This window comes from Pseudonocardia yunnanensis, assembly GCF_039534065.1.
Taxonomy (GTDB): Bacteria; Actinomycetota; Actinomycetes; order Mycobacteriales; family Pseudonocardiaceae; genus Pseudonocardia; species Pseudonocardia yunnanensis.
On sequence record NZ_BAAAUS010000004.1, the window covers coordinates 1 to 19,756 of the forward strand.

Genomic DNA, 19,756 nt, shown 5'->3' on the forward strand with positions numbered 1-19,756 from the left:
CCTCATCGGACTCTTCGCCGTCGTCATGCGCAAACGCATGACCGAAACCCCCGTCTTCACCCGCACCACCGGAGCACGCACTCCGATCCGCCAGCAATTCTTCGCCCACCCCACGCTCCTGCTCCGCGTCATCGGCCTCACCGCGGGCGGCACGATCACCTTCTATCTGTGGTCGGTCGCCGCTGCCCCGTTCGCCATCCAGCAACGCGGCACCGACCCATCCGGCGCACTCTGGGCCGCCACCGCCGCTCTCGTGCTGTTCATCCTGGTGCTGCCGCTGTGGGGAGCGCTCTCGGACCGGATCGGCCGCCGCCCGGTTCTCATCATCAGCTGGGTACTGCTCGCCGTGCTGACCTTCCCGCTGGAAGGCCTGATCCAGGGGCAGGCCTGGCAGTTGCTGGCGGCGATGGGCGTGGCGCTGGTGCTGGTCGCAGGAACGGTGTCGATCATCCCGGCGTTGTTCGCCGAGATGTTCCCCACCGGCATCCGCGCCGTGGGCTTCGGCGTGCCCTACTCGCTCGCCGTCGCACTGTTCGGCGGCACCGCGCCCTATCTCCAGGCCTTCTTCGACCAGCGCCAGAGCACGTCGCTGTTCTACTGGTGGGTGATCCTGCTGATCGTCGTCTCGGTGGTCACCGCATTGCTCTCCCCCGAGACCCGCGGGCGCGACCTCACGGCCGTCGAGTCCACCATGGTCCCTGCCGGGACAGCGCGCTCGTGATCAACGCGTGCCCCTACGATCACGGCCGATGGACGAGGCCGAGCATCGCAACGACGTCCGGCACGATCTCGTCGACGACGTGTTCGGGAGAGTCACCATCGCGGTCGACGTCGGCGGAGGCCTTGTCACCGTGCAGGGCGAGTCGCTTCCCGAGGTCACCGTCGAGCGCCGCAGCGGCGTGCCCCTGCTCGGCTACATCCCGATCGGCACCCGCGACCCCGCGGCTCTCACGCTGCGGGTCGCGGGCACCAGGCAGGAGCTGAACCCGGCGAAGGCCGGTCTCTCCCGGCGGTCGTACCGGGTACGGGCCCGGATCGACTCCGTCGATCTGCTCCTCACCCCGAATAGTCCCACCACCGCCCGTCTCGTCCGGGGACGCTCCTACAAGCCCGAGCGCGAACTGGGCGTCTACGAGCGTCTCGACGACGGGTCGGTGGCGGCGAGATGGCACCAGGACGTCGCTGTTCTCGGCGTCGTCGCTCCAGCGGCACGACCCGAGCCCGCGGAGGCCGCGGTCGGATACGCACTGGCGACAGCCTTCGGAACGGGCGCCCGCTTCTTCCTGTTCGCAATGTTCGCCGGGCTGGGCGAGAACGCCCCCTGGTGAGACCGTCGGCGCACTAAGGCGGGAAGGACCGTTCCGGCTCCACCGCCACCTCGAGCACCAGCGGTTGCCTGCGGTCACCGAGGGTCGGCACCACCGCGTCCAGCCTCTCGACGAGCGCGGGATAGTTGTCCACCCGCTCGGCCGGACACCCCAGTGCCAGCGCCAGCCCGTGCACGCTGACCTCGGTGAACGCCGGCCACGGTGGTTTGCCGCCGCCGTTCCCGTGCTGCTCGGCCAGCCGGTCCATGATCGCGTAGCGGCCGTTGGCCAGCACGACGAACAGCACGCCACAGCCGTAGTGGGCGGCGCTCCACAGCGACTGGATGCCGTAGAGCGACGAGCCGTCCCCGACCACGGCGATCACCGGCTGGTCCGGCCGGGCCATCCGCACGCCGATCGCCGCGGGCATGGCGAACCCGAGCCCGCCCATGGCCGCGCTGAGGAAACCCAGCGGGCGTCGCGCAGGCACCAACCGGTGCAGGTCGGGACGCGTCGACGGCGTCTCTTCGACGATGACGGTCTCGGCCGAGATCCGCTGCGCCAGAGCCGCCATCACGTGGGCGGCGCGTAACGGCTCGCCCGCCCTTGGAGGAGGCGGCGGCGCGACGCGGTCGGCTACCGGGACGGGCGCGTCCGTCCGCTCGGGCAGGCGCGCGGCGAGCTGGCGGCAGACCGGTGCCGGGCGCGCCACCACGGCGAGGTCGACGGGACTGTGGTGAGCGTCCTCGGCGTCGTCGGTGACCAACGCGACCACCGTGCCGTCCTCGACCAGCGGGCCCGCCTCGAACGGGTACTGCCGGAACACCGGCGCCCCGACGACGAGCACGACATCGTGGCCTGCCAGTACCTGCCGGAGCCGGGCCCGGCCGGAAGGAAGGTGCCCGGCGAACTGTGGATGATCCTGCGGGAACCCGGCGCGGGCGGCGAACGACTCCTGCCACACCGGGCAGCGCAACCGCTCCGCGAGCTCGACCAGCGCCGACCATGTCTCGGCGTCGTCGGCGTCTGCTCCCACGACGAGAGCCGGTGACTCGGCCCGGCCGACCACGTCTGCGAGCGCGTCGACGGCCGCGGGGTCGACGGCCGATGCGCGATACAGCACCGCGGGCGCGCCGGGCGGGGTGTCGTCGGCGGGAGCGCTCCAGTCGTCGCTCGGCACGATCACGAGCGCCGGGCCGCGTCCGTCGCGTGCCTCGTGGAAGGCCCTCGCCACCGCACCCGGCACGTCCTGGGGGCGCGCGGGCGTGGTGACCCACACCGGGTACCGCCCGGCCAGCCCCTCCAGCTCACCGGCGAGGAACGGCTGCAGCGCGAGATGCCGGCGATCCTGCTGGCCCACGATCACCACCAGCGGCACCCGGTTCACCCGCGCGGTCGCGAGCGCCCCGACGGCGTTGCCCAGGCCGGCAGTGGTGTGCAGGTTGACCAGCGCAGGCCGGTCCAGGGCCGTCGCCCACCCCGTCGCGATTCCGACGACCGAGCCCTCGTGCAGAGCCAGGACGAACTCGATGTCGTCGGGGAGATCGGTCAGGAACGCGATCTCCGTGGAACCGGGGTTGGCGAAGATGGTGGTCAGACCGTGTCGACGCAGAACGTCGAAGGTCGCATCGCGGACGGTGCGGCCCGGCTCGCTCATCCCGCGTCGTCCCTCTCGACGGCAGCCCTCTCGACAGCGGCCCTCTCGACGACGGCAGGGTCACCGGTGCGGGCCACGATCGCCACGGAGACGGCGCCGACGGCTGCCACCGCGGCGAAGATGTAGAAGCCCCACGGGTAGGCGATGCCGGCGGTGAGCAGCGCGCCACCGATCAGCGGGCCGGTGATCGCACCCAACCTGCCGATGCCACTGGCAGCGCCGATGGCCGTGCCGCGGGCGGCGGCCGGGTAGAACTGGCTCACGTAGGCGTAGACGAGCACCTGTGCGCTGAACACGAACACACCGGCCAGCAGCACGCTCACGTACACGCCGATGCCCGGGAGCCGGATGCTCAGCAGCACCAGGAAGAGTGCGGCCAGGGTGAACCAGGCGATGGTCGAGATTCGCGTGCCGATGCGGTTGGCCACCTGGCCTGCCACCAGCAGCCCGACGATCGCGCCGACGTTCAGCACGAGCAGCAGGGCGAGCGCGGCCCCCAGGTCGTACCCGGCGGAGCGCATGATCTCCGGCAGCCATGTGTTCAGGCCGTAGACGAGCAGCAACCCCATGAACGAGGTCACCCAGAACGCGATGGTGGCGCGAAGGTACCCACCGCGGAACAGGATCGTCACCGGGTTGCGCTCGCGGTCCGACCGGGCCCCTGACGCGCGTTCCCGCAGGAAGGACTCCGACTCCGGCAGGTACCGCAGGATCAGCGGCACCAGCACCAGCGCGGGCAGGGCGCCGATCACGAACATCGCCCGCCAGCCGAGTGCCGGGATGACGACGATGCCGAGCAGGGACGTGACCACGGCGCCGACGTGGTAGCCCGTCATGAGCGTCGTGGTGGCGCTACCGGCGCGCCCCTGGTGGGCGTACTCGTTGACCAGCGCGATTGCCACGGGCAGCACGCCACCGAGGCCGAGCCCGGCGAGGAAGCGCAGCAGCCCGAAGATCCACGGGTTCGGAGCGAACGCGCAGAGCAGAGTGAGCACCGAGAACGCGATGACGGTGAGCAGCATCGTCCGGCGGCGGCCGACGATGTCGGTGACGGGGCCGATGGCGAGCGCTCCGACCATCACGCCAAGCAGGCCGACCACCGAGATCAGCGAGGCCGTGGCCGGGTTCAGCCCCCAGTCGGGGTAGCGCAGCAGCGACGGCAGCACCACGCCCAGCACCACCAGGTCGTAGCCCTCGAGAGCCACGGCCGACCAGCACAAGGGCGCCACCCAGCCGGCGGCATGGCGATCTCGGACGGTGGTCGGGTTCACCGTTGAATCCGCGGACATCTCCTGAGCCTTTCTGCCGATGTGCGCGGGAGTATCGGCGCCCGGCGCGGATCCGTCAGCGCTTCCTCTCACCCAGTGGAGAACGGGGGCGCAGCGTCCGGGTAACAGCGGCAGCCCCGATCCGCACGGCAGGCACCAGCCGCTGGAGGTTCTCGGTGCTGCTGGGCACGACCACGGCGATGCTCGCGACGACGTCCCCGGACGGTCCCGTGATCGGCGCCGCCACGGAGGACGCGCCGTCGGTCATCTCGTTGCGGGACAGGCAGTACCCGGTGCTGCGAACCTCGGCGAGAGCCTGCCGGAACTGCCGCGGGTCGGTGATGGTGCCGGCGGCGAGCCGGGGCAGCCCGCGGGCCACCACCTCGTCGACGAACTCGGCGGGGGCGTGCGCGAGCATGATCTTTCCCGGGCCGCTCGCGTGCAGCGGCAGCCGTCCGCCGACGCGCGAGCGCACGTGCACGTGGGAATGCCCGGCAAGCCGCTCGACGAAGAGGGCCTCGTGGCCGTCGAGTACGACCAGGTGCACGACGTGGCCAGTCACCGCGGCGAGGTCCTGCATGACCGGCAGAGCAGAGTCACGCAGGGTGCGCGGCACGGGCGCGAGGGCGCCGAGCTCCCACAGGCGGATGCCGATCCGATAGCGCCCGCGCGCCGGCCGCTCCAGCGCACCCCACTCCACCAGCTCCGCGAGGAGCCGATGGGCGGTGGCCGAGGCCAGGCCGGTGGCCGAGGCGATCTCCCCGAGCGTCAGCTCCGGATTCTCGTCGGAGAAGGACTCGAGCACAGCGAGCGCTCGGCCGAGCACCGATCTGCCCGCGCGAGCGGAGTCACCCATCGGCTGCCTCCCGTCCTCCGGAGCACCGATGACTTCTCCGATGCCGGCGGGTCCTACCCCCGACAGCCAGATCGTGCTCCTCACCGGAAGGAACATTCCATGACCGTCTCCGCCCCCGCAGCTTCCCTCGGCCGCACCACCCACCGCGTCCTCTGGGGCCTCCAGATCGTGGTCGGCCTGTTCTTCGTGATCGCCTCGGCGATTCCGAAGTTCTACGGCGACCCCTTTGCGGTGTGGCTGTTCGAACAGATCGGCGCAGGCCAGTGGTTCCGCTTCCTCGTCGGCGTCCTGGAGCTGGCCGGCGGGATCGGGCTCCTCATCCCGCGGCTGGCCGCACCGGCCGCGATCGGGCTCATGGGCCTCATGATCGGGGCGGCGTTCACCCAGGCCGTCGTGCTCGGGGCGCCCGCCGGCATGGTGACGCCCGCGATCCTCTTCGTCCTGCTCGCCCCGATCGCGTGGGGTCGCCGGGAGCAGCTCTCCGCATTGCTCTCCAGCCGCACTCGTTGACCCCACCCCCCGGTCCGGGCCAAGTGTCACGGAAACGAGGTCGTCTTACCCGCCTCCGGCACCCAGGCGGCGCCTCGCGGCGTTGTCGTCGGCCCCGATACAACAGCGGTATCGGCGCCTCCTCCGCCTTGCGATGCATCCGCCTGGGACACCGGATCCGGGCAAGGAACCCCGTTTCCGCGACACTAGCGTCAGATCGTCCGCGTGCTCCCGCCGTCGATGACGTGCTCCGCGCCGGTGATCGCCGAGGCCCGGTCCGAGACGAGGAAGGCCACCAGCTCGGCCACCTCCTCCGGCCGGGCCGGGCGACCGAGCGGTATCCCGCCGATCGACTCCATGATCCGCATGCGGGAGGTGGCCTCGTCCACGCCGTCAGCGGCCGCGAGCGCGCTGACCATCCCGCGCGCCCCGGCCGTCTCGACGAATCCGGGCGCCACCGTGTTGACCCGCACCCCCTTCGGGGCCATCTGCGTGGCGAGGTTCTTGCTGTAGCTGGTCAAGGCGGCCTTGGCCGCCGCGTACGGCACGGTGGTGGGCAGCGGCACCCTGCGCTGGATCGAGGTGACGTGCACGATCGCTCCCCCGCCCTGGTCGATCATCGACGGGAGCAGTGCGCGGTCCAGGCGCACGGACGCGAACAGGTTCACGGCGAAGGCCTGCTCCCAGTCGTCGTCGGACAGGGCGAGCACGCCGCCGGGTTCCTGACGCGATCCGCCGACCACGTGCACCACGATGTCCACGCCACCCAGCCGTTCCAGGGCGGCATCGGCGACCAGGGCGATGCCCTCCGCGGTGCCGACGTCCGCGGCCACGAACAGCTCGGCGTCGGCCAGATCGTCAGGCGTGGATCGGGCGGTGGTGAGCACACGCGCGCCTGCCTCGGTGAGCCGCGCGGTGATCGCCGCACCGATGCCGCCGCGCGTGCCGCCGGTGACCACGGCCCGGCGCCCGTCGAATTCGCACTCGCGCATCAGGCTGCTCACGGGCAGATCGTGAGGGCCGTGATCCGGTCCTCGGAGACCGTGAAGTGATGGTGCAGGTCGACCGGGCTGCCCGGGAAGTTCCCGGCGACCCGGACGAGAACCACCGCCGCCCCGCCGATCCGGTGCGTCTCGACCACGGTGCGCTCGAGCCGGTACCTCGTGGATATCTCGGCGGCCCAGTCGCGGATCGCCGAGATCCCGACGTGGTTCCTGCCCTCGTCGTGCACGACCGCGTCGTCGGCGAAATTCTTCAGCACCGCCTCGACGTGGTCGTCGACCTTCGCCGTCAGGTAGCCCGCGACGGGCGCGGGGATGTCCGTAGGCATGCGTGTCTCCTCGAATGTGGTGCGGATGTGTGACGGACGCCGAGGCGCCCGTGGTCAGTCGCGGGTCGGCGTGAGGTCCTGGTCGCCGATCACGCGCAGCAGGCTCAGCTTCTCGGCCGTGGCACTCCCCGGCGGCGGGGTGAAGACGAGGAGCCTTTGGTCCTCGGCCGGGGTGAGCAGCGTCTCGCTGTCCAGCTCGATCAGCCCGATGCTCGGGTGCAGCACGCACATCCGGCTGCGCCTGCGCACGGCGACCTCGTGCCGGTCCCACAGCTGCGTGAACTCGTCGCTGGCCGCGCGCAGCCGCCGGACGAGCCCGGCCGCGGTGGCGTCGGTGCCCCGACGAGCCACGGCGGCGCGCAGGTCGGCTACGTGGATGCGGCTGAGGTACTCGTGCTCCTCGGGTGAGTGGGCCGCCCGCACCGCCGGGTCGGTGAACCATCGCACCACCACGTTGCGGGACTCCTCCCGCTCCGAGCAGACCGACCCGAACAGGAACCGGGCCATCTCGTTCTGGGCGAGCAGGTCACCGAGGTCGCCGAGGATCTGTGCGGGCGTGCCGACCAGCGCGTCGAGCAGATGCATCAGGCCGGGCCGGACGTGGTCGCCCGCTGCCCGCCCGGCCGGTACCGGATGACCCGCCAGGACGAACAGGTGGTCGCGCTCGTCGTCGGTGAGCCGCAGCGCGCGGGCCAGCGCCGCCAGCACCTGGGGTGACGGCTGTGAGCTTCGCCGCTGCTCGAGGCGCATGCAGTAGTCGGCGGACACCCCCGCCAGCTGCGCCACCTCCTCCCGGCGCAGGCCCGGCGTGCGCCGCCGTGGGCCTGCCGAGAGCCCGACGTCCGCCGGGCGCAGCTGCTCCCTGCGGCGGCGCAGGAAGTCGGCGAGCTCGGAGCGGTCCATGTCCCGAGCATCGCCTGTTCACCGCTCCTGTGCCACGGAGAGCCGCTCCTAGCCTCCGGGCATAACCGGCGCGCGCGGCACGTTCATCTCACAGTGATTGCAGATGCAACAATCCGGAGGCAAGATCGCAGGCAGTCGCGCGGCTCGACCCTCAGGGCATAAGCGAGGAGCCCTTGGAGTTGATAAGAATCAGTGACTGTTTAAGTTTCAACGACCGGAGGCAGGACATGCAGCTCGGCATCTTCTCGGTCGGGGACGTCACCCCTGACCCGACGAACGGCCGCACGCCGACCGAGGCGGAGCGGATCAAGGCGATGGTCGCGATCGCGCTGAAGGCCGAAGAGGTCGGGCTGGACGTCTTCGCGACCGGCGAGCACCACAACCCGCCGTTCGTGCCGTCGTCACCGACGACGTTGCTCGGCTTCATCGCCGCGCGCACGAAGCGGCTCGAACTCTCGACGGCGACCACGCTGATCACCACGAGCGACCCGGTGAAGATCGCCGAGGACTTCGCGATGCTCCAGCACCTCGCCGACGGCCGGGTGGACCTCATGCTCGGCCGGGGCAACACCGGCCCCGTCTACCCGTGGTTCGGCCAGGACATCCGCAACGGCATCCCGCTGGCCGTCGAGAACTACGCGCTGCTGCGCAGGCTGTGGCGTGAGGACGTGGTCGACTGGGAGGGCCGGTTCCGCACGCCCCTGCAGAGCTTCACCTCGACGCCGCGGCCGCTCGACGACGTGCCCCCGTTCGTCTGGCACGCCTCGATCCGCAGCCCCGAGATCGCCGAGCAGGCGGCCTACTACGGCGACGGGTTCTTCCACAACAACATCTTCTGGAACAAGGAGCATGTCCAGCGGATGGTGGAGCTCTACCGCGCGCGCTTCGAGCACTACGGCCACGGCCCGGCCGACCAGGCCATCGTCGGACTGGGTGGGCAGGTGTTCATGCGGAAGAACTCCCAGGACGCCATTGCCGAGTTCCGCCCGTACTTCGACAACGCGCCGGTGTACGGCCACGGCCCGTCCCTGGAGGACTTCACGGACCTGACGGCGCTCACGGTGGGCAGCCCGCAGCAGGTGATCGAGAAGACACTGTCCTTCCGCGAGATGGCAGGCGACTACCAGCGCCAGCTGTTCCTGATGGACCACGCCGGGCTGCCGCTCAAGACGGTGCTCGAGCAGCTCGACATCCTGGGCGAGGAGGTCGTGCCGGTGCTGCGCCGTGAGTTCGCCGCACTGAAGCCTGCCGGCGTCCCGGACGCCCCGACGCACGCGAGCCTGCTGGCGGCGGCCGCGTCCGAAACGAAGACCGAGGAGGTCGTTGCATGACAACTCGCACGATCGCCGTGGTGAGCGCCGGGATCAGCGTCCCGTCGTCGACCAGGCTGCTGGCCGACCGGCTCGCCGCAGCCACAGTATCGGCCCTGCGCGAGCGCGGGGTCGACACGAAGGTCGACGTGATCGAACTGCGCGACCACGGCCACGAGCTCGTCGACAACGTGCTGACCGGGTTCCCGAGGCCAGAGCTTCAGGCGGCCCTGAAGGCCGCGACCGACGCCGACGGCCTGATCGCCGTGACGCCGACGTTCTCGGCGTCCTACAACGGGCTGTTCAAGATGTTCTTCGACGTGCTCGAGTCCGACTCGCTCGCCGGGAAGCCGACGCTCATCGCCGCCACCGGCGGCACGGGGCGCCACTCCCTCGCGCTGGAGCACGCCGTACGCCCGCTGTTCGCCTTCCTGCGCGCGATGGTCGTGCCGACGTCGGTGTTCTCGGCTCCTGAGGACTGGGGCGCCGGTGACCGGACGGCCCAGTCGCTGGACCAGCGGATCGCCCGGGCAGCCGGGGAGCTGGCCGAGATAGTCGCCGCCCGCCCGGCGCAGAAGGCGGCGGACCCGTTCCTCGAGCCGACCCCGTTCGAGCAGCTCCTGAACGGCTCCTGACCCGGCAGCCCGGTCCGGAATGGACGATCGCTGAAGTTCACCCGCGGCTCCTGGTCAACCCGGGAGCCACGGCTCTACGATCCGCCGCCTGAGGATCTCGGAATCAACCGGGGCCGGACAGGAGACGCCGATGGCCGGGCTCACCGAGATGAAGGTCGACACCCTCCCCCGCGACCACGGCTGACGCCGATGCGGACCGTCGCGCTCCTTGCGTACGACGGGGCCCAAGTCCTCGACCTCATGGGCCCGGCCGAGGTGTTCTACGTCGCCGACCAGCTGGCCGGCGGCGGCATCTACGGCGTTCACATCGTCTCGGCCGACGGGCGCGACACCGTCAGCGCCTCGGGTCTTCGGATGGGCGTCGCTTCGTCGCTCGCGGAGCTCGACGGTCCGATCGACACGTTCCTGATCCCCGGCACGCCCCACTGGGCGCGTCTGATGGAGGACGAGCCGCTCCTCGCCGTGCTCCGCAGCGGGGCGGACCGGGCCCGGCGCGTGGCGGCCGTCTGCGCCGGCGCCTTCCTCCTGGGTTCCGTCGGCCTGCTGGAAGGCAGGCGTGCCACGACCCACTGGCTGTTCCTCGATGACCTCGCCGAGCGCTTTCCCGCCACCACCGTGGAGCGCAACCCGATCTTCGTGGGTGACGGGCGGGTGTTCACCTGCGCGGGCGTGACCGCCGGGATCGACCTCGCGCTGGCACTGGTCGAAGCCGACCACGGCCCCGACCTCACCCGGCAGGTGGCCCAGTTCCTCGTGGTCTTCATGCAGCGTCCGGGCGGGCAGGCCCAGTTCAGCGTCCGGATGCGGACACAGCCGCCCGCCCGGTCACCGCTGCGCGAGATCCTCGACGCCATCGTTGCCGACCCCGCGGGCGACCATCGGGTCGCCGCGCTCAGCGAACGGGCCGGGTTCAGCGAAAGGCACCTCGCCCGCCTGTTCCTCCGCGAGCTCGGCATGACTCCGGCCCGCTATGTCGACCAGGTACGGGTCGAGGCTGCACGCATGCTGTTGGAGGTGTCGGACGCACCGCTCGACACCATCGCGCGGCGGGCCGGGATGAGTTCCGCGGAGGCGTTGCGGCGCAGCTTCACCCGTGAGGTGGGCACCACACCGCACGCCTACCGCCAGCGCTTCCGCACGACCGGGGTGGCCGCGGGCACCGCGTGAGCCGGGCTCACGAGGCGATGTCCACCCCGTCGCCGAGGGGCAGCCAGCGCAGCCGACGTCGGAGGTCCTCCGGCGCTCCGGCGAACTCGCGATCGACGGCGTCCCGGCCCTGCGCGAAGTGCGCCCACCCCTCGTAGTGCACGGGGACGGCGGTGTGCGGCCGCACCAGGCGCACCGTCTCGACCGCCTGCTCGGCCGTCATGGAGTAGCGCACCGGACCCGTCACCGGGAACCGCACGCCCCCGAGGTGCAGGACCGCAATGCCGACCTGCAACCGGTCGGCGACCTGACGCACCCCGTCGTAGAGCACCGTGTCGCCCGAGATCCACAGCACCCCGTGCTCCTGACCGTCCCAGCGCAGGGCGAAACCGATCACGTCACCGACGATGACGCGGCTGGCGGGTGGGCCGTGGCGGCACGGTGTGGCGGTCACGTCGATCGTCGGCCGTCCTGCCGCCTCGAGCCTGGTGGTCTCCCACGGCCGCAGACCACGGACGCCCCTGCCCAGCCGCCCTGCCCCGGCCACGGTCGTGAGGACCGTGCCCGCCGACGGGAGCAGCGCACGCCCGGCGTCGTCCAGGTTGTCACCGTGGTGGTCGTGGCTGAGCAGCACGGCGTCGATCGGCCCGAGGTCCGGCGCCGCGATCGCCGGCCCGGTCAGCTTCCGCGACGACGTCCCCCAGCCGAAGGTGTACCGACGGCCGGGGGCGTCGAAGGTGGGATCGGTGAGCAGCCGCCAGCCGTCGATCTCGATCAGAGCGGTCGGCCCACCGATGTGGGTGATGCGAAGCCCGATCATGCCGGGGTCGTCGCTCCAGCGACCCTCGCGGTGGCGTGCCGGACGGCCCAGGCGAGGGCGTAGTCGGCGATCTCCTCCCACCCCTGCTGCGCGGGCAACAGGTGTGCCTTTCCGCTGAACTCCACCACCTCGGTGACCGTGTCGGACTTGTAGTGCTTGGCGTTCGACCACTGCACCTTGGGCGGCATGAGGTGATCCTCGGTGCCGGCGATGAACAGCAGGGGCGCACGGCGGTCGTTGTGGTAGTCGACCCAGGTGCCCTGGTGGCCCGGCTGCAGGTTGGCAAGCGCGGACTCGAAGAGGATCGAACCGGAAGCGGGGATGTGGTAGCGCTCGTAGAGCGCCTTCGACTCCTCTTCGGTGAAGGTGTTCGTGAACGCGTAGTGCCACTGCTCGTGGGTGTAGCCGACAGCCTTGTGCCGGTTGGCGGGGTTGCCCAACACAGGGAACGTCGCCTTGATCTGGCTCAGCGGCACCACGGGCACCCCCTCGGTGGGGGCCGAGTTCAGCGCCACCCCGGCGGCACCGAAGCCGTGGTCCAGCAGGATCTGCGTGAACGCACCACCTGCGGAGTGGCCCATCAGGATGGGTGGCGAGTCGAGGTCACCCACCACCGACTCGAGGTGCTCGACGATCCCCGTGATCGTCGCGGCCTCGATCGGGGACGGGTCGGCGTTGAGCGCCTCGACCTCCACCTCGTAGCCCGGGTAGGCGGGTGTGATCACGCGGTATCCGCGCTGCTCGTAGCGGGTGATCCAGTGCTCCCAGCTCCGTGGGGTCACCCAGAACCCGTGGATCAGCACAATGGTGTCCGGGGCCGTCGACTCGCTGCTCAAGATCGTCCTTTCGCCGGGTCTTCGACACGGAGCATCGGGCCGGCGGCCGGGCCGGACAAGGACACGAAACCCCTGTTTTCGGACATTCCACGCCCACCCGGACGTCGGGGGTCGCACAGGCCGAAGAAGCTCGCCTGCCCCACATCGGTGGCGCGCAGCGTGCGTGACACGCCTGGGGGAGCGAGGTGACCGACGGCCCGGCGCGGCTCAGGCGTAGCCGAGGACCCGCAGGTAGGTACTGAAGGCCGGCCGCGGCGGGATGATCCTACCCGCTTCGAACTCGGCGACGTCCTGTTCGCTGACGCCCGCGCGAGCCGCGAGCTCTGCGGCACTGACGTGCTTGATGGCCCGCAGCTCGCGCAGGACGCGACCGCAGTCGTCGGCATCCTCGGCAGCGGTGACGTCAGCGGAGGCAACGCACTGGGGGTATCCGTGGCGCGCTTTCATAAGCTCTCCTTTCGACGGTCCAGGTCGGACGAACGGCGGCAGTCGGGGGTCTGCCGCGCCGCGTGGCACTCTGCCGCATGATGTTCGCAATTGCCAGTCCTGCTCGGTGATCAGCACACTGCATGTCGCCGTGCGGCCACGCAGCAGGACTCCACAGGGCACGCCCCGTACTGTCATTTCATGCGATTCCTGAGAACGCCGGACGAAAGTTTCACCGACCTGTCCGATTTCGACTTCTCGCCCGAGTACGCCACCATTGTCGATGACTCCGGTGGATCACTGCGAATGGCGTACGTCACGGCCGGCCCGCCTGCCGGCCCCGTCGTTCTCCTGCTCCACGGCGAGCCCACCTGGTCGTTCCTCTACCGGTCGATGCTCCCGGTGCTGGTCAACGCCGGGTTCCGCGTGATCGCACCGGACCTCGTGGGCTTCGGCCGCTCCGACAAGCCCGCCGAGCAGTCCGACCACACGTTCGAACGGCACGTCCAATGGCTGGGCGCACTGCTCTTCGAGGCCCTGGACCTGCGCGATGTCACCTTGTTGGGCCACGACTGGGGCGGGGCCTTCGGCCTCGGTGTGGTGGCCGAGGAGCCGGGCCGGTTCTCCCACCTCATCATGTCCAACACAGGCATCCCCAATGGCCACACGGAGATGCCCCAGCAATGGTGGGACTACCGGCGGACCATCGAGACCTCCCCCGACCTCCGCATCTCCGCACTCATTCCGGAACTGGTCCAGAAACCATTACCGCCGGCCACTCTCGCCGCGTACGACGCCCCGTTCCCCGACGATTCTTACAAGGCCGGACCACGCGCCATGCCCGGCCTGGTACCCACCGCTCCCGACCATCCGACCGCCGCAGCCGCACGCCGGATCTGGACGGTTCTTTCCGAACTGCACATACCCCTGCTCTGCGCCTTCAGCGACGGCGAGGTGTTCACCAAGCCCATGGCTGCTGGGATGATCGAGAACTTCCCCGGAGCGGCCGGGCACGATCATCCCGACATCCCAGAGGCCGGTCACCTCGTGCAGGAAGACGCCGGACCGGCGCTCGCCAGGACCGCTGTCGAGTTTGTTCGGGCGTACTGACAGGTGCCTACTCCTGCCATCCGCCACGAGCGAGGATCTCGCCGATGACGGGCCATTTCGCCTCGGCGTAGTAGTTGACGTCGGGCCACTCCCGTTCAGCGAGCTCCCGCTTCGTCCTCTCGTAGAGATCACGGTCCGCGTCGTTCGCCCGGAGCCGCTCACGGAAGATCAGATACTTGCGGACCTCGGCGTCCTCCGGGGGATAGCAGTGCAGGTTCACCTGCTCGTCGGGTTCACCGATGCGCAGGCACCGATGACCGGGCTCGCGGACCCGCAGTTCATAACCCGCGGCCTCGAGATCGGGGAGAAAAGCCGGTTCGTCGTCCGGGTCGTCGATGCCCATCACGATGTCGACGATCGGCTTGGCCGCGAGACCGGGCACCGAGGTGGAGCCGACGTGCTCGATGAGCCGGGCCCGATCACCGAGGATGTGACGGAGCTCCGCCGCGCGGGAGGCGAAGCGAACGGGCCACTGGGGGTCGTACTCCGCGATCACGACCCGGGTCGGGCGCAGGCCACGCAGGAGCTTGGAGCTGAGGACGTCATCGGTGAGCGTTTCGCGGGACATCGGTGCAACCTCTCGATAGGCAGCAGGCCAACGTAGCGCCGCGCTCGAAGCGTGATCAACACGATTGCGATCAGTCGCGGTCGGGATCCGGATGGATGGCCACGAAGACCGACCACGGCCGCCCGTGCGGGTCGGGGGAACGCGCGGCGAACTCGTTCAGCACCTCGTCCAGACGCCGCACGAGGTCGGCGTGGCCCGCGGCGTCGAGCCGGAGCCCGAGCCGCGACACGGATAGATCCTCCTCGCCGACATCGGACGTGGTCTCCAGGAACGCCTCGATCATCGGCCGGCTCGACCGGTGGTCCTCCAGCATCCACGACTTGCGCGTGGCGCGGTACGGCACCGGCCGTGACCCGCGGGGACCCTCCTGGACGGGGAGCGCTTCGAGGAAGCCCGTGGCCGTGAGCGTGCGGACGTGGTGCAGGACGCTCGCCGGAGGACGACCCAGCCGCTCGGCCAACTGGGCGTTGGTCATCGGTTCGTCCAGACACATCCGAAGGATCCGCAACCGCAATGACGACGCCAGCGCCTTGGCCTCGGCGTCCGTAGCGGGCCGGCGCCCGAGCTCGGAAGGGTCCACAAGACCACGGTAGCGTTGCGAAGGTAACTGATTGACTTTTCCCAATCGGTCGCCGAACATCACATGGGTGATCCCGGCCGAACCCGCCACCCCGTCGCGGCTCCCCCGCTGGTACCGCACCAGCCTCGTAGGCCACCCCGCGGGCCGGGACTTCCGGCAACTCTGGATCGGCGACACGATCAGCCAGGTCGGCACGCAGGTCGGCACGATCGCGTTGCCGCTGCTGGCGGTATCCGTGCTCGGGGCGGACGAGTTCGAGATGGGCATGCTCGCAACATTCGAGCACCTCGCCTTCCTGGTCGTCGGTCTGCCTGCAGGTGCATGGGTGGACCGGATGCGCAAACGCAACGTGCTGATCGCGGGAGACCTCGTGCGCGGCGTCGCACTGCTGTCGCTGCCACTCGCATGGCTGGCCGGGGTGCTCACGTTCCCGCTCGTGCTCGCGGTCGCGACCGTCATCGGCGTCGCCACGGTGTTCTTCGACGTCGCCTACCAGAGCTACCTGCCCTCGCTCGTGCCGTCGTCGCGCATCAGCGAGGGCAACGCGAAACTGCAGGTCTCGCACTCCGTCGCACAGGTGGCGGGGCCGGGGCTCGGCGGCGTGCTCGTCCGCGCGCTCGGCGCACCGTTGGTGATCCTGGTGGACGCAGTCTCCTTCCTCGCCTCTGCCGTGTTCATCCTGCGCATCCGGCACCGGGACGAGCGCTCGTCCGGAAGCGATCGCCGCGCCCTGCACATGGAGATCGGCGAAGGGCTCACGTTCGTCTTCCGGCAGCCCTTGCTGCGTCGCATCGTCGCCACCACTGGCGCGTCGAATCTCTTCGGCGGCATCAGCAACGCGCTGCTCGTGCTCTACGCGATCCGCGACCTCGGAGTGGGCGAAGCCGGCCTCGGCCTCGCACTGAGCGTCGGCGCGATCGGCGGGCTCGCAGGCGCCCTCCTCGCCGGGCCCCTGATCAGGCTCGTCGGCGAGGGTCGCACGATCGCCATCGCCCTCCTGCCCGGCCTGCCTGCGCTCGCGCTCGTCCCGCTCGCCGCCGGTCACTCCCGTCCGGTCGCGATCGCGATGCTCGCGGCGTCGACCGCCGTGGTCGGCGTCGGCATCGTGGTCTACAACGTCGCCCAGGTGTCGTTCCGCCAACGCCTGTGCCCGAGGCGGTTGCTGGGCCGGATGAACGCCTCTGTCCGCTTCGTCGTCTGGGGGACGATGCCGGTCGGAGCGTTCCTCGGCGGGGTCATCGGCAGCGAGTACGGAGTGCTCACCGCGCTCTGGGTGGGAGTGGCGGGCCAGGCACTCGGCGCTCTTCCGGTGTTGATCAGCCCGCTCGTGCGCATGCGCGACCTGCCGAGACACCTTGACGAGCACGCCGACGCCGAGTCGACGCCGCAGAGCTGATCAATCACTCCTTCGTCACACAGCGGACGTCTACGGGACAGCCGTGACCCTGCTCGATGCGTCGCCTGATCGACGTATCAGAGACGTCCGGCGACCGTGCCGGGCGTGACACGGACCGCGACCGTCCCGGCGAGTCCCACGTTCGCCTCAGGAGTGGCCTCGACGTGCTCCGCGAAGGTCTTCCCGGTGTACTTGAGCGACAGTTCGTCCCGGAGCCAAAGGTCGGCCGCAGGATCGAAGGTCGCGGTTCCGCGGATCGCGGCGTAGCCGTACGGCGCGTCCGGCGGGAAGACGAGCACGCTCACGCGCGGATCACGGCGCAGGTTCCGTTCCTTGCGACTGCCCACGCCGATCATGAAGAGCACGTCATCGCCGTCCCGCGTCACCCAGACCACCGACTGCTGCACGCTGCCGTCGGGCTGGATGGTTGCCACGGTGGCGAAGATCCGGGAGTCGAGCACCTCCCGCAGTCTCTGCGTCGACACCCCCCGACATCACGTACGGCTGCCGGGGCGATGCGGGCACGGCTGACAGCAGCTTCTCGGTCTCGACGTACAACCGCCGGGCGGCCTCCAGGTCGAAGGAGGGCCCGGCAAGGCTGATCGGCTCACCCATCATCGAGGCGCTGATCGGCTCGGCAGGCGGGTCGTCCAGCATTGCGAGGATCGGCTCGATGCCTTTCTCGATTGGCGTGGCGGCCTGGCGCAACGACTCGATCTGAGCCTCGGTCTCCGGGTCGTACTCGCCGGAGAAGCTGGTGGCCACGGTGCCCGGGTTGAGAAGCACGTATCGCACCTTCCGCGACGGCCGGTTCACGGCGAACCCGACACCGAGCAGGTCGTTGAGCAGACCACCCTGCATCATCGCGTCCGTGCCGTGGTAGTTCCGCTCGAAGCCGAGGTCGTTCCAGCGGATCTCACCCGGACCGGCGCCCGGCCCGCAGACGTTGAGGATCATCGGCTCGTCCGCGGCGTCGAGCAGGTCGGTCATTCCGTAGCTCATGAGGAAACGGCTGAGATAGAAGAGCGCAAAGTTGCTCTCGAACCCCTCCTCCGTGACGGACCTCGTGGACCTGTAGTGCCGGGCACACAGCACCAGCGCGTCGATCTTCGGAAAGAGAGTTCCGATCTCGCCGATCACCCTCCTCGTCTCGGCAACCAGGCTCAGGTCGGCGAGGACGAAATGGGCTCGCCCTGCAGCACCGAGTCGCGCCGCCGCGTCGAGGAAGGCGGCACCCTTCTCGGCGTTGCGTCCGACGATCGCCACTTCGTCGCCCCGGCCGAGGCGGGCAAGAGCAACCCCTCGCCCCATGCCATCCGTGCCACCTGTCACCACGACCGTCTTCCCATCCATTGAACTCACGAGTTCAACGTAGTGTCCTCACACGTATCGTTGCAACCAGCACGTCCAGTGCATTGAACCGATGAGTTCAGATCGCGCAGTACGATCTGGCAGTGCGCACAACCTCAGCCACGTCCGGGCGCAACGCCGCACGCGGACGTATCGACAAGCGGCAGGCGATCCTGAGCGCCGCGGTCGCCGTGTTCTCGCGCGAGGGATACGCCCAGGCCGGGGTGGACGTCATCGCTGCCGCGGCCGGCGTCGCCAAGCCCACCGTCTACAACCACTTCGGCGACAAGGAGAACCTGTTCCGTCAGGCGATCGCAGCCGACTCAGACCGGGCGCTCGCCGAGCACCTGGCCGTGGTCGAGCAGTTGCAGGACACCGGTGGCGACGTGAGGACGATGCTCGAAGACGTGGGACACCACATGCTCGAGTGCTACTGCGACGACCGGTCCTGGGCGCTGCGGCGCCTCCTGTACGCCGAGCTCACCCAGTTCCCCGACCTGATCGACATCGTCCGTGGGCACGCGGCGGATCGCGTCACGGATGCCCTGGCGGACAAGCTGGCTCGCCTGTCCCTGGCCGGCCGACTGGGCCGACTCGATCCGGCCCAGGCCGCCGAGCAGTTCGTGGCACTGCTCACCGGTCCGATGGAGGCACGCGCGCGGCTGGGCACCCGGCGAGTCCCGGACGACGAACTGTGGGCCGTCACGCGGGCGGCGGTGAGCACTTTCCTACACGCCTTCGGGGCGGAGCCCGTATAGATCGCACGAGCTGGATCTGCCTGAGACGGTCTCAGCGTTGCGCCCGTCACCTTCGGCCGGGTCGTCCACCAGGTCCGTCTCACCGACAGCGGTGCCGAGATGCGCAGCCGGTGCTTGCTCGACCACCCGAAGCACCTGGATCTGCCGCCTTTGTCCGTGGCTGCCCCTCCCGAAAACCGCGCACCTTCGGCCGAACCCGGCACGGACGTGCTCGGGCGTCGCTCTGCTGAATCACGGCGCCGCGCAGATGAATGATCTCGCGTCGTTTCTCCCCGCCCTTGACGAGGAGTTCAACGGCATGCCGTGGCTCCGCCACCGCGATAGTTTTGCTCGAGGAGGAGAAACATGAAGCCGCTGCCGACAACAGAACGCGGGCGCCGTAGCCGCATGGCGATCGTCTCGGCGGCGGCGAAGCTCATGCACGAGCGAGGGCTGGCCGCACCATCGATGGACGACGTCCTGGCGGCCAGCGGCGCGGGGAAGTCGCAGCTGTACCACTACTTCGGCGGCCGGCAGGACCTCCGTGTGGCCGTGCTGCATCACCAGTTCGATCTCGTGATCGCTGCGCAACCGGCGCTGCGCGACCAGACGTGCGACGACATCCGCCGCTGGCGCGACGAAGTGCTGGCCGCCCACCGGTCGAGCGGCCTCGGCACCTGCCCTCTCGGCACCTTCGTCGGCCAGACCGACGGCGACCAGGTGCTCCAGGACACGCTTGCCGGTCTGTTCGCACGGTGGCAGGACGCGATCGCCGGGCTCGTGGCGCGAGCGCAGCGCACCGGCCGGGCCGATCCGGAAACCGACCCTGCCGCGGCCGCTCTCTCCCTGCTCACAGCGTTGCAGGGCGGCATCATGCTCGCTCACCTGAGACGTGACCCGGCGCCGCTGCAAGACTCGCTCGACACTGCCATGAGCCCGCTGCTCATCCGCACATCGCAGTGACTCCGTTCCGCAACAGACGCAGCGACGTCGCAGCCCGTCGCGCGTCCTCGCAGCACGCCGGGACGCTGC

The 19,756-nt window shown here is 70.0% G+C and carries 23 protein-coding genes; 10 read left to right on the forward strand and 13 right to left on the reverse strand.

Translation table 11 applies throughout. The features are described 5' to 3' along the window. Positions 1-721 (forward strand): MFS transporter (locus ABD743_RS04720; protein WP_344719238.1); only part of this gene is annotated, 721 nt, incomplete at its 5' end. Positions 722-749: 28 nt separating this feature from the next. Beyond that, positions 750-1,328, forward strand: coding sequence for a hypothetical protein (locus tag ABD743_RS04725; protein ID WP_344719240.1), 579 nt, complete (start codon positions 750-752; stop codon positions 1,326-1,328). A 13-nt stretch (positions 1,329-1,341) separates the two neighbouring features. On the opposite strand, the gene mdlC is transcribed toward ABD743_RS04725, so the two are convergent. From mdlC to ABD743_RS04740, 3 genes are read right to left on the reverse strand one after another with little or no spacing between them, the layout of a single operon-like run. Further along, positions 1,342-2,964 carry a benzoylformate decarboxylase gene (gene mdlC / locus ABD743_RS04730; RefSeq protein ID WP_344719242.1) on the reverse strand — a complete coding sequence of 541 codons (1,623 nt, stop codon included), beginning with the start codon at positions 2,962-2,964 and terminating at the stop codon, positions 1,342-1,344. After that, positions 2,961-4,253, reverse strand: a complete 1,293-nt coding sequence (locus ABD743_RS04735; protein WP_344719244.1) for an MFS transporter — start codon at positions 4,251-4,253, stop codon at positions 2,961-2,963. The genes mdlC and ABD743_RS04735 overlap by 4 nt, the downstream gene beginning before the upstream one ends. A gap of 55 nt (positions 4,254-4,308) precedes the next feature. Continuing rightward, positions 4,309-5,088 carry an IclR family transcriptional regulator gene (locus ABD743_RS04740; RefSeq protein ID WP_344719246.1) on the reverse strand — a complete coding sequence of 260 codons (780 nt, stop codon included), beginning with the start codon at positions 5,086-5,088 and terminating at the stop codon, positions 4,309-4,311. Positions 5,089-5,187: 99 nt separating this feature from the next. Between ABD743_RS04740 and ABD743_RS04745 the strand changes: the two genes are divergently transcribed. Next, positions 5,188-5,598, forward strand: a complete 411-nt coding sequence (locus ABD743_RS04745) for a DoxX family protein (protein ID WP_344719248.1) — start codon at positions 5,188-5,190, stop codon at positions 5,596-5,598. A 191-nt stretch (positions 5,599-5,789) separates the two neighbouring features. On the opposite strand, the gene ABD743_RS04750 is transcribed toward ABD743_RS04745, so the two are convergent. The 3 genes from ABD743_RS04750 to ABD743_RS04760 are packed head-to-tail and all read right to left on the reverse strand — an operon-like array spanning position 5,790 to position 7,810. Beyond that, on the reverse strand, positions 5,790-6,581 hold the full coding sequence (locus tag ABD743_RS04750; protein ID WP_344719250.1) for an SDR family oxidoreductase: 792 nt from the start codon (positions 6,579-6,581) through the stop codon (positions 5,790-5,792). Beyond that, positions 6,578-6,907 carry a nuclear transport factor 2 family protein gene (locus ABD743_RS04755; protein WP_344719252.1) on the reverse strand — a complete coding sequence of 110 codons (330 nt, stop codon included), beginning with the start codon at positions 6,905-6,907 and terminating at the stop codon, positions 6,578-6,580. Before ABD743_RS04755 ends, ABD743_RS04750 begins: the two co-directional genes overlap by 4 nt. Before the next feature lie 54 nt (positions 6,908-6,961). Further along, positions 6,962-7,810, reverse strand: a complete 849-nt coding sequence (locus tag ABD743_RS04760; RefSeq protein ID WP_344719255.1) for a helix-turn-helix transcriptional regulator — start codon at positions 7,808-7,810, stop codon at positions 6,962-6,964. 227 nt (positions 7,811-8,037) lie between these two features. Between ABD743_RS04760 and ABD743_RS04765 the strand changes: the two genes are divergently transcribed. The 3 genes from ABD743_RS04765 (at position 8,038) to ABD743_RS04775 (ending at position 10,922) form a co-directional block, all read left to right on the forward strand. Continuing rightward, complete coding sequence (locus tag ABD743_RS04765) at positions 8,038-9,141, forward strand: LLM class flavin-dependent oxidoreductase (protein WP_344719256.1); 1,104 nt, start codon at positions 8,038-8,040, stop codon at positions 9,139-9,141. Continuing rightward, positions 9,138-9,755 carry an FMN reductase gene (locus ABD743_RS04770; RefSeq protein ID WP_344719258.1) on the forward strand — a complete coding sequence of 206 codons (618 nt, stop codon included), beginning with the start codon at positions 9,138-9,140 and terminating at the stop codon, positions 9,753-9,755. Before ABD743_RS04765 ends, ABD743_RS04770 begins: the two co-directional genes overlap by 4 nt. A gap of 189 nt (positions 9,756-9,944) precedes the next feature. Then, positions 9,945-10,922, forward strand: coding sequence for a GlxA family transcriptional regulator (locus ABD743_RS04775; protein WP_344719260.1), 978 nt, complete (start codon positions 9,945-9,947; stop codon positions 10,920-10,922). Between the two features lie 7 nt (positions 10,923-10,929). On the opposite strand, the gene ABD743_RS04780 is transcribed toward ABD743_RS04775, so the two are convergent. From ABD743_RS04780 to ABD743_RS04790, 3 genes are all read right to left on the reverse strand, one after another. Beyond that, entirely contained in the window at positions 10,930-11,721 is a 792-nt protein-coding gene (locus ABD743_RS04780) for an MBL fold metallo-hydrolase (protein WP_344719262.1), read from the reverse strand. Beyond that, on the reverse strand, positions 11,718-12,557 hold the full coding sequence (locus ABD743_RS04785) for an alpha/beta hydrolase (protein ID WP_344719264.1): 840 nt from the start codon (positions 12,555-12,557) through the stop codon (positions 11,718-11,720). Before ABD743_RS04785 ends, ABD743_RS04780 begins: the two co-directional genes overlap by 4 nt. Positions 12,558-12,764: 207 nt before the next feature. Further along, positions 12,765-13,004, reverse strand: coding sequence for a helix-turn-helix domain-containing protein (locus ABD743_RS04790; protein ID WP_344719266.1), 240 nt, complete (start codon positions 13,002-13,004; stop codon positions 12,765-12,767). Between the two features lie 180 nt (positions 13,005-13,184). On the opposite strand from ABD743_RS04790, the gene ABD743_RS04795 reads away from it, so the two are divergent. Next, positions 13,185-14,093, forward strand: coding sequence for a haloalkane dehalogenase (locus ABD743_RS04795; protein WP_344719268.1), 909 nt, complete (start codon positions 13,185-13,187; stop codon positions 14,091-14,093). Positions 14,094-14,100: 7 nt separating this feature from the next. Here ABD743_RS04795 and ABD743_RS04800 read toward each other — a convergent pair whose 3' ends face one another. After that, a complete protein-coding gene (locus ABD743_RS04800) occupies positions 14,101-14,661 on the reverse strand; it encodes a GrpB family protein (protein WP_344719271.1) in 561 nt (186 codons plus the stop codon). 70 nt (positions 14,662-14,731) lie between these two features. Then, positions 14,732-15,241 carry a helix-turn-helix domain-containing protein gene (locus tag ABD743_RS04805; RefSeq protein ID WP_344719272.1) on the reverse strand — a complete coding sequence of 170 codons (510 nt, stop codon included), beginning with the start codon at positions 15,239-15,241 and terminating at the stop codon, positions 14,732-14,734. A 67-nt stretch (positions 15,242-15,308) separates the two neighbouring features. On the opposite strand from ABD743_RS04805, the gene ABD743_RS04810 reads away from it, so the two are divergent. Next, complete coding sequence (locus ABD743_RS04810) at positions 15,309-16,637, forward strand: MFS transporter (protein ID WP_344719274.1); 1,329 nt, start codon at positions 15,309-15,311, stop codon at positions 16,635-16,637. 77 nt (positions 16,638-16,714) lie between these two features. Here ABD743_RS04810 and ABD743_RS04815 read toward each other — a convergent pair whose 3' ends face one another. After that, positions 16,715-17,071, reverse strand: a complete 357-nt coding sequence (locus ABD743_RS04815; protein ID WP_344719276.1) for a PPOX class F420-dependent oxidoreductase — start codon at positions 17,069-17,071, stop codon at positions 16,715-16,717. After that, positions 17,004-17,990 (reverse strand): SDR family NAD(P)-dependent oxidoreductase, encoded by a 987-nt coding sequence (locus ABD743_RS04820; RefSeq protein WP_344719531.1) that lies wholly within the window; start codon positions 17,988-17,990, stop codon positions 17,004-17,006. Before ABD743_RS04820 ends, ABD743_RS04815 begins: the two co-directional genes overlap by 68 nt. A gap of 101 nt (positions 17,991-18,091) precedes the next feature. Between ABD743_RS04820 and ABD743_RS04825 the strand changes: the two genes are divergently transcribed. Together ABD743_RS04825 and ABD743_RS04830 are read left to right on the forward strand one after the other, a co-directional pair. After that, complete coding sequence (locus ABD743_RS04825) at positions 18,092-18,745, forward strand: TetR/AcrR family transcriptional regulator (protein ID WP_344719278.1); 654 nt, start codon at positions 18,092-18,094, stop codon at positions 18,743-18,745. Between the two features lie 345 nt (positions 18,746-19,090). Next, positions 19,091-19,687, forward strand: coding sequence for a TetR/AcrR family transcriptional regulator (locus ABD743_RS04830; RefSeq protein WP_344719280.1), 597 nt, complete (start codon positions 19,091-19,093; stop codon positions 19,685-19,687). Positions 19,688-19,756: the final 69 nt, after the last annotated feature.